Annotated in this window: 10 protein-coding genes and 1 pseudogene; 5 read left to right on the forward strand and 6 right to left on the reverse strand. The window is 70.8% G+C overall.

What is annotated here, in order from left to right; genetic code table 11:
• Positions 1–21: 21 nt before the first annotated feature.
• Entirely contained in the window at positions 22–678 is a 657-nt protein-coding gene (locus Q8A52_RS25770) for a phosphatidylserine decarboxylase (RefSeq protein WP_316755659.1), read from the forward strand.
• A 22-nt stretch (positions 679–700) separates the two neighbouring features.
• Entirely contained in the window at positions 701–1,522 is an 822-nt protein-coding gene (gene pssA, locus Q8A52_RS25775) for a CDP-diacylglycerol--serine O-phosphatidyltransferase (RefSeq protein WP_316755764.1), read from the forward strand.
• A gap of 807 nt (positions 1,523–2,329) precedes the next feature.
• Here the strand turns inward: pssA and Q8A52_RS25780 are convergent.
• Complete coding sequence (locus Q8A52_RS25780) at positions 2,330–3,466, reverse strand: glycerate kinase (RefSeq protein ID WP_316755661.1); 1,137 nt, start codon at positions 3,464–3,466, stop codon at positions 2,330–2,332.
• A gap of 228 nt (positions 3,467–3,694) precedes the next feature.
• On the opposite strand from Q8A52_RS25780, the gene Q8A52_RS25785 reads away from it, so the two are divergent.
• Positions 3,695–4,789: an ADP-ribosylglycohydrolase family protein gene (locus tag Q8A52_RS25785; protein WP_316755662.1), complete on the forward strand. Its 1,095-nt coding sequence runs from the start codon at positions 3,695–3,697 to the stop codon at positions 4,787–4,789.
• 231 nt (positions 4,790–5,020) lie between these two features.
• Positions 5,021–5,515: an NUDIX hydrolase gene (locus Q8A52_RS25790; protein ID WP_316755663.1), complete on the forward strand. Its 495-nt coding sequence runs from the start codon at positions 5,021–5,023 to the stop codon at positions 5,513–5,515.
• 30 nt (positions 5,516–5,545) lie between these two features.
• On the opposite strand, the gene Q8A52_RS25795 is transcribed toward Q8A52_RS25790, so the two are convergent.
• Positions 5,546–7,981 carry a SpoIIE family protein phosphatase gene (locus Q8A52_RS25795; protein WP_316755664.1) on the reverse strand — a complete coding sequence of 812 codons (2,436 nt, stop codon included), beginning with the start codon at positions 7,979–7,981 and terminating at the stop codon, positions 5,546–5,548.
• Positions 7,982–8,483: 502 nt separating this feature from the next.
• A complete protein-coding gene (locus Q8A52_RS25800; protein WP_316755665.1) occupies positions 8,484–8,705 on the reverse strand; it encodes a hypothetical protein in 222 nt (73 codons plus the stop codon).
• A gap of 244 nt (positions 8,706–8,949) precedes the next feature.
• Between Q8A52_RS25800 and Q8A52_RS25805 the strand changes: the two genes are divergently transcribed.
• Positions 8,950–9,672: an SIR2 family NAD-dependent protein deacylase gene (locus Q8A52_RS25805; protein WP_316755666.1), complete on the forward strand. Its 723-nt coding sequence runs from the start codon at positions 8,950–8,952 to the stop codon at positions 9,670–9,672.
• A 95-nt stretch (positions 9,673–9,767) separates the two neighbouring features.
• Here Q8A52_RS25805 and Q8A52_RS25810 read toward each other — a convergent pair whose 3' ends face one another.
• The 3 genes and pseudogenes from Q8A52_RS25810 to Q8A52_RS25820 form a co-directional block, all read right to left on the reverse strand.
• On the reverse strand, positions 9,768–9,980 hold the full coding sequence (locus Q8A52_RS25810; protein WP_316755667.1) for a DUF4287 domain-containing protein: 213 nt from the start codon (positions 9,978–9,980) through the stop codon (positions 9,768–9,770).
• Between the two features lie 144 nt (positions 9,981–10,124).
• Positions 10,125–10,613 (reverse strand): annotated as a pseudogene (locus Q8A52_RS25815) (methylated-DNA--[protein]-cysteine S-methyltransferase); the annotation flags it as partial.
• A 16-nt stretch (positions 10,614–10,629) separates the two neighbouring features.
• A complete protein-coding gene (locus Q8A52_RS25820) occupies positions 10,630–12,099 on the reverse strand; it encodes an AlkA N-terminal domain-containing protein (protein ID WP_408649247.1) in 1,470 nt (489 codons plus the stop codon).
• Positions 12,100–12,197: the final 98 nt, after the last annotated feature.

The following is a 12,197-nucleotide window of genomic DNA, read 5'->3' on the forward strand; positions in this document are numbered from 1 at the left end:
CATCCGCTACGAAGGTCATCCATGCCCCACAGCCAAACCTCTGCACATCGAGACAGCCTGGCCGGCGTACGCCTCGCGCGCGGAGCATCGCCGTGGCTCCTCCCGACCGTCGCCACCGCAGCCGTCAGCCTCCTGCGTGCCCGCCGCTCCGGCGCCGCCAAGGCCGTCGCCGTGCCCGCCACCGCGCTCGCCGCGGGCATGCTGTGGTTCTTCCGCGACCCCGAGCGCGAGATCGCCCCGGGCCGCGTCATCTCGCCCGCCGACGGTGTGGTGCAGAGCATCATGCCGTGGAAGGACGGGCGTACCCGCGTCGCAATCTTCATGAGCCCGCTCAACGTCCACGTGAACCGTGCGCCGCTCTCCGGCACGATCACGTCGGTCGAACACGTCCCCGGTGGCTTCGTTCCCGCCTTCAACAAGGAGAGCGAGAACAATGAGCGCGTAGTCTGGCATTTCGACACCGAACTCGGCGACATCGAGATGATCCAGATCGCCGGCGCGGTGGCCCGCCGTATCGTCCCGTACGTGCCCCAGGGCACGAAGGTCGAGCAGGGCGACCGTATCGGTCTGATCCGCTTCGGCTCGCGTGTCGACCTTTACCTGCCCGAGGGCGTGGAGGTCGCGGTCGAGGTCGGCCAGAAGACGGTGGCTGGGGTGACTCGCATTGACCGTGATTGATCCGGAGACACAGGCGGGCTGGGTGCCCGAGGCAGACGAGGTGGACGACGAGGAGGAGATGCCCCTCTCGCTCCGCCTCTCAATAGCGGACACCCTCACCCTCGGTAACGCCACGTGCGGCTTCATGGCGGTGTACTTCACCACCACCGGCATCCTGATCCCGCACCTGACGGGCAACGACGAGTCGGCCGGCATGGCTCGCCACTCGGCCGCCACCGCAGTCATCCTCATGCTCTGCGCGGCGGTCTTCGACCTGTTCGACGGCCTGGTGGCGCGCAAGCTGCGCAGCTCGCCGATGGGCGCGGAGCTGGACAACCTCTCCGACCTGATCAGCTTCGGCCTGGCGCCGGCGTACTTCGTCCTCGTCTACGGCATGGTGGCGGACGACGCGCACCAGAGAGTGGCGGCGCTCGGGGCAATCGTGGTGCTCTTGGCCGTCGTGCTCCGTCTGGCGCGCTTCTCGTGCGTGACGCCGAGGAACGGCGTGTTCCAGGGCATGCCGTCCCCCTTCGGCGCGCTGACGGTGGTCTCCATCGTCCTGCTGGAGCTTCCCTTCGTGGCGACGCTCCTGGCCATCCTGGGCACGGCGTGGCTGATGGTGAGCCGGGTGGAGTACCCGAAGCCGCGCGGCCGCCTGGCCGTGGCCATGCTGTCCTGGATCGTCCTGTCGATGGGCCTCCTGGCCGCCTGGGCCTTCGACGCCCCGAGCGGCCAGCTCCTCCTCCAGACGGGCTGCGCGCTGCAGCTGGTCATGGGCGCGGTGATCCCCCTGTTCGCCACGGCTCGCCGGGTGAACAACTTCCGCGACAATCGGCGGGAGGCGCGGGCGGCGCAGTTGCCGTGACGCGTAGCGCTTGCCACGGAGGGCCCCGGACCTGGGTTGGGTTCGGGGCCCTCCGCTTTCCGGTCACCCGGCGCTGATGCTGCCGTCCGCTGGGGGCCGCGCCCCCAGACCCGCTGTCGGCGTTTACGGCCTCGTCCTCAAACGCCGGACGGGCTGGGTTGTGCCGGCCGGATTCAGTTGCGCGGGATGGGCTCTGGGTTGTGCCGCGCGGACTGGACCGGGTTGTGCTGGACAGGCTGGAGTGTGGCGGGCGGGCTGGATGCTGCCGGACTGCTCAGGGAGCGGGGGCTGCGGTCTCCGCCGGGGACCGGGACGGAGCCCCGCGACGGCCACCGCTCGGACCACCGAGACGGACGGGCGGCTGCGAAACGCGGGTGGGAAACAGGGGATGCAGGGAACGCAGTCCCCGCCAGGGACCGGGACGGAGCCCGCGACGGCCACCGCTCGGACCACCGAGACGGACGGGCGGCTGCGAAACGCCGGGGGAAACAAGGGATGCAGGGAACACAGTCCCCGCCAGGAACCGGGACGGAGCCCGCGACAGCCACCGCTCGGACCACCGAGACGGACGGGCGGCTGCGAAACGCCGGGGGAAACAAGGGATGCAGGGAACACAGTCCCCGCCAGGAACCGGGACGGAGCCCCGCGGCGATCACCGCTCGGGTCAGCGAGACGGACGGGCGGCTGCGAAACGCCGGGGGAAACAAGGGATGCAGGGAACGCAGTCCCCGCCAGGGACCGGGACGGAGCCCCGCGGCGATCACCGCTCGGGTCAGCGAGACGGGTGGGCGGGGCCCCGGCGAAACCTCAGCGCAAGAAGTCCTCGGCGATGAGAGACGCGACCCGCTCGAGAATCGGCCCCGCATCCGCGATGCACTTCGCAACATCCGGCTCGACAGAGGTCAGCGGATAGGCCCGCGCAATCCCCGCACCCTCCAGCACCGCAGGAGCAAGCCCAAGCCTCCCGCACACAGCGACAACCTCTTTGCCCGCAGCCCGCGCAGCCGCAGCAACCCCCGCCGGAGCCTTCCCGTGCAGCGTCTGCTCATCCAGGGAACCCTCCCCGGTGATCACCAGCGACGCCCGCTCCAGCGCAGGCGCGAAGCCCAGCACATCCAGCATGACCTCGATACCGGGCCGGAACCGCGCCCCCAGCAGCAGCGCCCCGTACCCGATGCCACCGGCCGCCCCGGCTCCCGGCGACGCCGCGTACTCCGCCGCCCGCGGCCCGACCGCAGCCTCGACCACCTTCGCAAAGTGCCCAAGCGCTACGTCCAGCGCCTCCACGTCGTCCGGCGAAGCCCCCTTCTGCGGGCCGTACACCGCCGGCGCACCCTTCGACCCCGTCAGCGGATTGTCGACATCGCTCGCAAGCACCAGGTCGACCGAGGCCAGCCGAGAATCCAGACCGGACAGGTCCGCCCGCGCGAGACCGGCGAGTCCACCCCCGCCCGGCGGCACCGGCTCCCCGTCCTCGTCCAGAAAGCGCGCGCCGAGCGCGGACAGCATCCCCGCCCCGCCGTCCGTCGTGGCACTGCCCCCGACGCCGTACACGATCGTCCGCGCCCCCGCGTCCAGCGCGGCCCGCAGCAGCTCTCCCGAGCCGTACGTCGATGCCGTGAGCGGCGCGAAGACCCCGGCAGGCAGCCGCTGCAGCCCGCTCGCCTCCGCCATCTCCACGACCGCGGTGTCGCCGCGCAGCGCGAACGCGGCGGTGACCTCCTGCCCCAGCGGCCCCGCGACCCGGATCTCCCGCCGCTCGAAGCCGGCTGCGACCGCCGCGGCCACCGTCCCGTCGCCGCCGTCGGCCACCGGCAGCGACTCCACCTCCAGGCCCGGCACGACCCGGCGCAGTCCCGCCGTCACCCGCTCGGCCACCTCGACGGCCGTCAGTGAGCCCTTGAACTTGTCCGCGGCGATGAGCACCCTTCGGGTCTCGTTCACAGCAGCGTCCGCCACCTTGCATTCCCCTTGCTCTCCGGGCCCTCGCACAGCAGGGCCAGTCGCGCCGCTGCGACCATAACCGGAGGACGCCCCCGCCGTCATGCTCCGCCCGAACCCTGGGAAGCGCCTGGGAATCCCCTGGGAAGCCACTGGGAACCCCCTTTGCCACTCGCACCAAACAGCCCCCAATACGGCACGCCCGCCCTCGAAATCGGGTAAACCGGAGCCATGACCCCTGTGGGCACTGAGCCAGAGCTCGCCGACCGCATCCTCGGGGGCTGGCTCGGCCGGATCGCGGGCAACATGCTCGGTAAACCGGTCGAGCAGGGCGACCTGTGGACGCGCGACCGCATCGACCGCTACCTCCGGCAGGCCGCCGCCCTGCCCCTCACCGACTACCTCCCCGAGCCCGCCGACGACATCGACGGCCTCGAGCTGCGCCCGGAGTGGCGCCAGTGCGTCCGCGGCCATATCCACGGCAGCTGCCGCGACGACGACGTCGACTACGCGATCCTGGGTCTGCACCTCCTGGAGACCCACGGCTTCGAGTTCAGCACCGAGCAGGTCGGCGACCTGTGGCTGCTGCGGCTGCCGTATCTGCAGACCTTCACTGCGGAGCGGGCGGCCTATCGCAATCTCGCCAACGGTCTGAAGCCCCCGCTGACGGCGACGTACGAGAACCCGTACCAGGAGTGGATCGGCGCCCTGATCCGCGCCGACGTGTACGGCTGGACCTGCCCGGACGCCCCGCAGCGCGCGGCCTCCCTGGCCCGCCGGGACGCCGTGCTGTCCCACACCGGCAACGGTGTGTACGGCGCGATGTGGGCCGCGGCGCTGGTCTCGGCGGCGTTCACGGCGCCGACGGTGCGGCACGCGATCGACACCGCGCTGACCGTGGTTCCGGCGACCTGCCGCCTCGCGCGTACCGTACGCCGGGTCATGTCCCTCCACGAGACCCGCCTGACCTGGGAGGACACGCTCACGACCGTCTCCGAGGAGACCTCGGGCCTCGGCTGGATCCACACCATCCCGAACGCTGCCGTACTCACCGCCGGGCTCCTGTACGGCGACGGCGACTTCACCCGCACCATCACGCTCACCGTCCGCGGCGGCCTGGACACCGACTCCAACGGCGCGACGGCGGGTTCGGTGGCCGGGGTGCTGACCGGCGCGGCGGCCATCCCGGCCCAGTGGAAGGACCCGCTGGAGGACACCGTGCGCAGTGCGGTGTTCGGCTTCGACGGCGTCCGGATCAGCGACCTGGCGGAGCGGACGCTGCGCCTGGCCGGGGCGGCGGTCCAGCCGACCCATACGGCGGTCTAGCCGAGGTCCGGCAGACGGGTACGGCGGCCTACCCGCCCAAAGGACGACCGCCGAGGGTCACCCCCTCCCCGACCCGGCGCTCGTGCTCGACCGCTGCTTCGCGGCAGCAGGCGGCGTACGAGCCGGACAATCCGCGGTTCGCCGAACCGGTCGACGAACTCCTCGCCCCGTGCCCCGAGTTCGCCCCACTGTGGAAGGAAACGCCTGCGGAGGCTGGTTACCCTTCCTCGAGTGACCACCACTCAAGACTTCGCCACGTACATCGCGGGCCTCCCCCGCGTCCTCGCCGGGGCGGCCGCCCTGTTCCGCGACGCCGAGGGACGGGTGCTGCTCGTCGAGCCCAACTACCGCGAGGGCTGGGCGCTTCCGGGCGGCACCATCGAGTCCGACGACGGGGAGACACCACGCCAGGGCGCCCGCCGTGAGACGGCCGAGGAGATCGGCCTCGACCGCGAGCTCGGGCGACTCCTCGCGGTGGACTGGGTGCACGGCACGGGTCGGCCGCCGCTGGTGGCGTATCTGTACGACGGCGGTGTCCTCGCCGAGTCCGAGTTCGCGGCGATCAAACTCCAGGAGGAGGAGCTCCTGTCCTGGCGCCTGGTCCCCCGCGAGGAGCTCACCGCCCATCTGCCCGGCGCCCTGGGCCGCCGTGTCCTTGCCGCGCTGGACGTCCTGGCACAGGCGTCGGGGACGGCAGAGCTGGAGAACGGCCACCGGGTGACCTGACGACGCCCCCGCGGCTGTGCCGGTCGCGGGTCAGGCGGGCGGCAGGGGCTGCTCCGTCCAGACGGTCTTGCCGTCGTGGGTGTAGCGGGTGCCCCACCGCTCGGTGAGCTGCGCGACCAGGAAGAGCCCGCGTCCGCCCTCGTCCGTGCTTTGGGCCCGTCTGAGGTGCGGGGAGGTGTGGCTGGTGTCGGACACCTCGCAGATCAGGTTTTGCGTACGGATCAGGCGCAGTGTGACGGGGCCCTCCGCGTACCGGTAGGTATTGGTGACCAGCTCGCTGGCGACCAGCTCGGTGGTGAAGGCCAGCTCCTCCAGCCCCCACTCGGTCAGTTTCGCCGTCGCCAGCTCCCGCGCGCGGGCAGCGGCGGTCACTTCCAGGGGCAGCTGCCACGAGGCGACGTTCTCCGGCGGCAGCACCCGGGTCCGGGCGATGAGCAGCGCGATGTCGTCGCCGGGGACGTTGCCGACGGGCAGCAGCGCTTCGATCACGGCGTGACAGGTGTGCTCAAGGGGATCGGCGGCGCGGGCGAGACATGCGCGCAGGTTCTCCAGCGCGGCGTCGATGTCGCCGCTGCGCGCCTCCAGGAGGCCGTTGGTGTAGAGGGCGAGCAGGCTGCCCTCGGGGAGGTCCAGGTCGTACGTTTCGAACGGCAGGCCGCCGAGGCCGAGCGGTGGCCCCGCGGGCGGGTCGAGCACGGTCACCTCGCCGTCCGGCGTGGACGCCAAGGGGGCCGGGTGGCCGGCGCGGGCCAGGGAGCAGTGCCGGGAGACCGGGTCGTAGACCGCGTAGAGGCAGGTGGCCCCGAGCACCTGCTCGTCCGCCGACCCGTGGCCGTCGGCGTTCGCCTCCAGCTCGGTGGCCAGCAGACTGACCAGATCGTCCAGCCGGGCCATCACCTCGTCGGGTTCGAGGTCGAGGCTGGCCAGGGTGCGCACGGCGGCCCGCAGGCGGCCCATCGAGGCCGCGGCGTGAATCCCGTGGCCGACCACGTCCCCCACGACGAGGGCGACCCGGGCTCCCGACAACGGGATCACGTCGAACCAGTCACCGCCGATCCCCGGTTCACCGCTCGCCGGGAGGTATCGGCAGGCCACCTCGACCGCCGGCAGGTCGGTCGCCGCGCTCGGCAGCAGACTGCGCTGGAGGGTCAGCGCGGCGTTCTGCTGCTGGGTGAAGCGGCGCGCGTTGTCGATGCAGACCGCCGCACGCGAGGAGATCTCCTGGGCCACCGCGGCATCGTCGTCCTCGAAGGGCTCCGAATGGCGTGATCGCCACAGGCTCACCACGCCCAGGATCAGGCCGCGCGCGACCAGGGGCACCGCGATCAGCGAATGAACGCCGAGACCCGAGGCGACCTCGATCCGTCGCCGGTCCATGACGTACCACTCGGGGCGCAGGGACAGTTGCCGTTCGAGAACCGTGCGCCGCTCGGCCAGGCACCGCGCCTGCGCGGATTCCGGAAGGAGCGGGACCACCTCGCCCTCCTGAAACGGTATCCGGCGCTCCGGGGGCGAGAGAGCCACTCGGAGCAGCGGACCCGTCACACCGGGGGGTGGTTCGTCACCCAGTGTCACCGGCTTCAGGAGGTCCACGGAGCAGAGATCGGCCAGGCCGTCGACGGCCACCTCGGCCAGTTCCCGTGCGGTCCGGATCACGTCCAGTGAGTTTCCGACCCGGGCGCTCGCCTCGTTCAGCAGGGCGAGCCTGCGCTGAGCCCGATAACGGTCGGTCACATCCTCGATCGTCTCGGCCACGCCGAGAACCCGGCCCGAGGGGTCTTCCATCCGGAACGCGGAGACGGACACGATCCGTTCCCGACCGGGATCGTGGCGTGCCCGGGCGGACTGCTCCGTGAAGATCAACGGCTCGCCGGTCTCCAGGACGTGCCGTACCCGCTCATCGGCCGGACCCGCGTCCTCGTCGACCATGAATTCCCGGGGGCGATGGCCCACCGGCGCCTCGGCCGGTACGCCGCTCGCCTTTGCGACCGCACGGTTGACCCGAAGCACTTTCCGGTCCGGGCCGTAGGTGACCAGACCGATCGGGGACCGGCGGTACAGGCCGTCCAGCAGCGCACGGTCCCGCTGCCAGGCAATGACCTCCGCGGCAGGGGCTCCGACCAGCACCCACTCCCGGCCGTCACCGTCCCGGGTGACCGCACGGGCCCGGAAACCCACCTCCACACGCCGTCCGTCGCGGTGCCGGACGGGCAGGACCCCGAACCAGCCCCCCATCCTCACGGCATCCACGACGACGGACCGCGCGGCAGGCAGATCACGGGCGTCGATCAGGACGTCCCGCCACGCCCGCCCGATCACTTCCTTGGCCGAATAGCCCAGCAACTCCTCTGCACGCGCACTCCAGCCGACCACTGTGCCGTGATCGTCGAACACAGCCGAGGCGCCATGCCCGAGAGCGAACGGATCCTCCGGACTCTCACTGAAAAGCATCGACGGCGTCCCCATTAGCCACCACCTTGCCTCCGTGACTCCGATGTTCCTCCCCCCGGTCTCCGTCCGCGACTCCCGGCCCCTCCCGGTTCCGCGGTTCCCCGCCCCGAATAAATCGGTCACGGCCGGTGGCTGGGGTTGCTTCACGTGACGTACAAGACCGCGAACGGTGAGGCCGGAGTTGCGTCGACAGGCGGCTGACCCATGGAACGTTCACGGGCGGCCGACCTAGGGAAAGGGCCCGGCACACGGCCCGTTACTCGTGGGGTCAAGCTGCCTTGGGACGCGCCGCACGCGTGCCCGACGCGGGCTCCTGTGCATCCTCGAGCGGGAAGGTCTCGGCTTCCCCGAAGTCCGGGGCCTGGAAGGGGTTCGTCGCCGGAGGCGGCGACGCTGCAGTGGAGCAGCGGGGTTGTTCTTCCAGGGCGGAGAACAGCGACGTCGAATCGATGAGAGGTCTCTCTTTCGTTACAGGTCCCTGAAGGGGCCTGGAGTGCCGTGACCGGGCACAGCGGTCCTACAGCTTGGTCATCTTGGCGTAGGGGCTCAAGATCCGCATCTGCGCTGAGCCGAAATCCACGAGCGCCGCGATTCCGTCCTCGATGCCGATCACCCGGCCGAGGCCGTACGTGTCGTGTGTGACCTGGTCGCCCATGGCGAAGTGCTTGGGAGCCGGTGTAACCGGGGCCTTGAAAGGGCTGGTGGGCAAATGACGCTTCGGTGCCGCAGACTTTGTCATGGCTCAGTATGAGCCCACGTGCATCCCGCTCGCTGTGGCCGTCGGCACAGATCCAGACGGGACCAACCGCGTCACGCCGCTGACCTGGGATTTCGAGACCTGGTGAGGCGAAAACTCGACCAGGTCTCCTTCGCTCGACAGAACTCGGGACTCCACGGAAGATCACTGGTCGACAGCCGACAAGTGAGTGGCCCGCCCCGATATCCGCTCGCTCCGAGCAGGCAAGCGTCCTACTCTCGGGCCCATGAACAGGCCACTCGTCGCCATCCTCAGTGGCGCAGGGATCTCCACCGATTCCGGCATACCTGATTATCGCGGTCCGAACGGACTGTGGCGGCGGGACCCCGAGGCCGAGAAGCTCGTGACGTACGAGTACTACATGCGCGATCCCGAGATCCGGCGCAGGTCATGGCAGATGCGGCGCAAGAACCGCGCCCTGAAGGCCGAGCCCAACGCCGCGCACCTGGCCGTCGCCGAGCTCGAGAAGTCCGGGATCCCGGTGCGGGTGATCACGCAGAACGTGGACGGGCTGCACCAGCTCGCCGGGATGCCCGCCCGCAAGGTGCTGGAACTGCACGGCACCGCACGCAGTGTCGTGTGCACGAAGTGTCACGCCCGCGGACCGATGGAGGACGCCCTGGCGCGGGTCGAGGCCGGCGAGGAGGACCCGCCCTGTCTGGAGTGCGGCGGGATCCTGAAATCGGCGACCGTCATGTTCGGGCAGCGGCTCGACCCGGTGGTCCTCGGTGAGGCGCTCGCCATCACCAAGGCCTGCACCGTCTTCATCGCCGTCGGCACCAGCCTCCAGGTACAGCCCGCCGCCGGACTCGCAGGCGTCGCCGCCGACAACGGCGCACGGCTCGTCATCGTCAACGCCGAACCGACGCCGTACGACGACCGCGCCGACGAGGTGATCCGCGAACCCATCGGCACCGCCCTGCCCGAGCTGCTGCGCCGGCTGCGCTGATGACCAGCCCTTCCCGGGCGGACGACGACGGCCGCCGGAGGCGCGGCAGCCCGGGATGGGTCTTGGGCGGTTGGGCCCACCGCCCTGCCCGGCGCCTACTTGCCGCGGGCCTCTGCGAGGGTGTGGGCGACCAGGGCGTTGGCGTGGCCGTGGCCCAGCCCGTGTTCGGCCTTGAGCCAGTTGACGAGCTCCATGTGCTTGGTCAGCGGCGAGGAGTGGATGAGGTCCTTCCACTCCGCTATCGGGCGGCCGTACTTCTTCTCGATGGAAGGGAAGTAGCTGGCAGGGCCCTTGACGGTGTCGGTCATTTCGGCAGTGTCCCCTCTGTCTCTGCTCGATGTTGTCGCTCTTGAGACCGATGGGCGTGCCTGGAGTCATCGGTCGGTGAAGGTGTGCTGCGTCACACTTGCCTCTCCAGCCGGACCACTCCCGCTTCGGCGACGAGGAGGCTGAAACAGCGGCGTTCCCCGTTCGAGGTCCAGCAGTCGTCGCTTGCGGTCCAGGCCGCCGCCGTAGCCGGTGAGGCTGCCGGTGGAGCCGATGACGCGGTGGCAGGGGACGATGATGCCGATGGGGTTGCGGCCGTTGGCGAGGCCGACCGCGCGGGACGCCCTGGGGTTGCCGAGGGCGTCCGCCAGTTCGCCGTAGGTGCGGGTCTCGCCGTAGGGGATGGCGGTCAGCTGCTGCCAGACGCTGCGCTGGAACGACGTTCCCTGCAGGCGAAGTTGGAGGGTGAACTCCTTCAACTCGCCTGCGAAGTAGGCCGACAGCTGCTCCTCCGTCTCGGCGAACGGTGTGTCGTCGCGATCGCCGAAGGTCTCCTCCGGTGGACGGTGGCGCTGGTCGGTCATGTAGAGGCCGCACAGGACGCCGTCGTCGGCGACGAGCGTCAGGGGGCCGTACGGGCTGTCGATCACGGTGTGCTGTTTCTTGGTGCTCATCGTGTGTCCTACGTCCTTACACAGGCAGGAAGTTGATCGGGTGGCTGTCCGTCGCCCACAGGTACTGCACCGCGTAGGCCCGCCACGGCCGCCAGGCCGCCGCGCGCGCGGTGAGCGCTGCGGGGGTCGAGGGCAGGCCCAACTCCTGTGCAGCACGGCGGATTCCGAGGTCGGTGGGGAGGAAGGCGTCGGGGTCGCCGAGGGCGCGCATGACGATGACATCGACCGTCCAGGGGCCGAAGCCGGGCAGCGACAGCAGCTTGGCTCGGGCCTCCGCCCAGTCGCTCTCCACACCCAAGTGGAGGTCTCCGTCGGCCAGTTGACCGACCAGTGTGGTGAACGTGGTGCGGCGGGTGCGTGGCATCGCCAGCTGCTCCGGGTCGAGGGCGGCGAGCGCCTCGGGGGCCGGGAAGAGGTGCGTCAGGCCGCCCTCCGGGTCGTCTACCGGTTTCCCGTACGCGGTGACCAGGCGGGCCGCATGGGTGCGGGCTGCCGCGGTGGAGACCTGCTGGCCGAGTACGGCGCGGACGGCGAACTCGGCCTCGTCGACGGTGCGCGGCACACGCCGGCCCGGAGCCTTGTCGACCAGGGGCGCGAGGAACGGGTCCGTACGCAGCTGGTCGTCGACCGCGACCGGGTCGGCGTCCAGGTCGAGCAGACGCCGGCAGCGGCTGATGGCGACGGTCAGATCGCGCAGGTCGCTGAGGGTGAGGCGGCACGCGATGTGGTCGGGCTTGGGGGTCAGGGCCACGATTCCGTGGCCGTACGGCAGGCGCAGTGTCCGTCGGTAGGCGCCGTCCCGCCACTCCTCGACGCCCGGTACGGCGGTGGCGGCGAGGTGGCCGAAGAGGTTGTCGGGGTTGAGGGGCGCGCGGAAGGGCAGGCGCAGGGACAGCGCTCCGGGGGCGCTTGCGGCGTGCTTCTTCGGTGCGCGGGCGCGCAGCTCGCTCGGGGAGAGGGCGAAGACCTCGCGCACGGTGTCGTTGAAGGTACGGATCGAGGAGAAGCCGGCCGCGAAGGCGATGTCCGCCATCGGCAGCGGGGTCGTCTCGACGAGGATCCGGGCGGTCTGGGCGCGCTGGGCGCGGGCGAGCGCGAGGGGACCGGCGCCCAGTTCGGCGAGCAGCTGGCGTTCGACCTGCCGGGTGCTGTAGCCGAGGCGGGTGGCGAGTCCGGGCACGCCCTCGCGGTCCACCACACCGTCGGCGATCAGCCGCATGGCGCGGGCGACCAGGTCGGCGCGCTGGTTCCACTCCGGGGAACCGGGGCTGGTGTCGGGCCGGCAGCGCTTGCAGGCCCGGAATCCGGCCTGCTGACAGGCGGCCGCGCTCGGGTAGAACGTCATGTTCTCCGGCTTGGGCGGTACGACCGGACAGCTGGGCCGGCAGTAGATGCGTGTCGTCAGTACGGCCGTGAAGAACCATCCGTCGAACCGCGCGTCCTTGGACTGCACGGCCCGCACACATCGGTCCCGATCGAGGTGCATCCCTTTCTGCATGCGTCCAGCATCGGCCACGGGCCGGACGACCGCTGGCGAGAATCCGACACCTACCTTGCCCGACCAGGAGAGCAGGTCGGGCCGGG

Origin of the sequence: Streptomyces herbicida (genome assembly GCF_032656585.1) — a bacterium.
GTDB lineage: Bacteria > Actinomycetota > Actinomycetes > Streptomycetales > Streptomycetaceae > Streptomyces > Streptomyces herbicida.

What these genes read in the sequence shown, in the direction of transcription:
- Q8A52_RS25770 (WP_316755659.1), top strand. Translation starts at nt 22, where the DNA reads ATGCCCCACAGCCAAACCTCTGCACATCGAGACAGCCTGGCCGGCGTA.
- Q8A52_RS25785 (WP_316755662.1), top strand. Translation starts at nt 3,695, where the DNA reads ATGACCCCTGTGGGCACTGAGCCAGAGCTCGCCGACCGCATCCTCGGG.
- Q8A52_RS25795 (WP_316755664.1), bottom strand. Translation starts at nt 7,981, where the DNA reads ATGGGGACGCCGTCGATGCTTTTCAGTGAGAGTCCGGAGGATCCGTTC.
- Q8A52_RS25800 (WP_316755665.1), bottom strand. Translation starts at nt 8,705, where the DNA reads ATGACAAAGTCTGCGGCACCGAAGCGTCATTTGCCCACCAGCCCTTTC.
- Q8A52_RS25805 (WP_316755666.1), top strand. Translation starts at nt 8,950, where the DNA reads ATGAACAGGCCACTCGTCGCCATCCTCAGTGGCGCAGGGATCTCCACC.
- Q8A52_RS25810 (WP_316755667.1), bottom strand. Translation starts at nt 9,980, where the DNA reads ATGACCGACACCGTCAAGGGCCCTGCCAGCTACTTCCCTTCCATCGAG.
- Q8A52_RS25820 (WP_408649247.1), bottom strand. Translation starts at nt 12,099, where the DNA reads ATGCACCTCGATCGGGACCGATGTGTGCGGGCCGTGCAGTCCAAGGAC.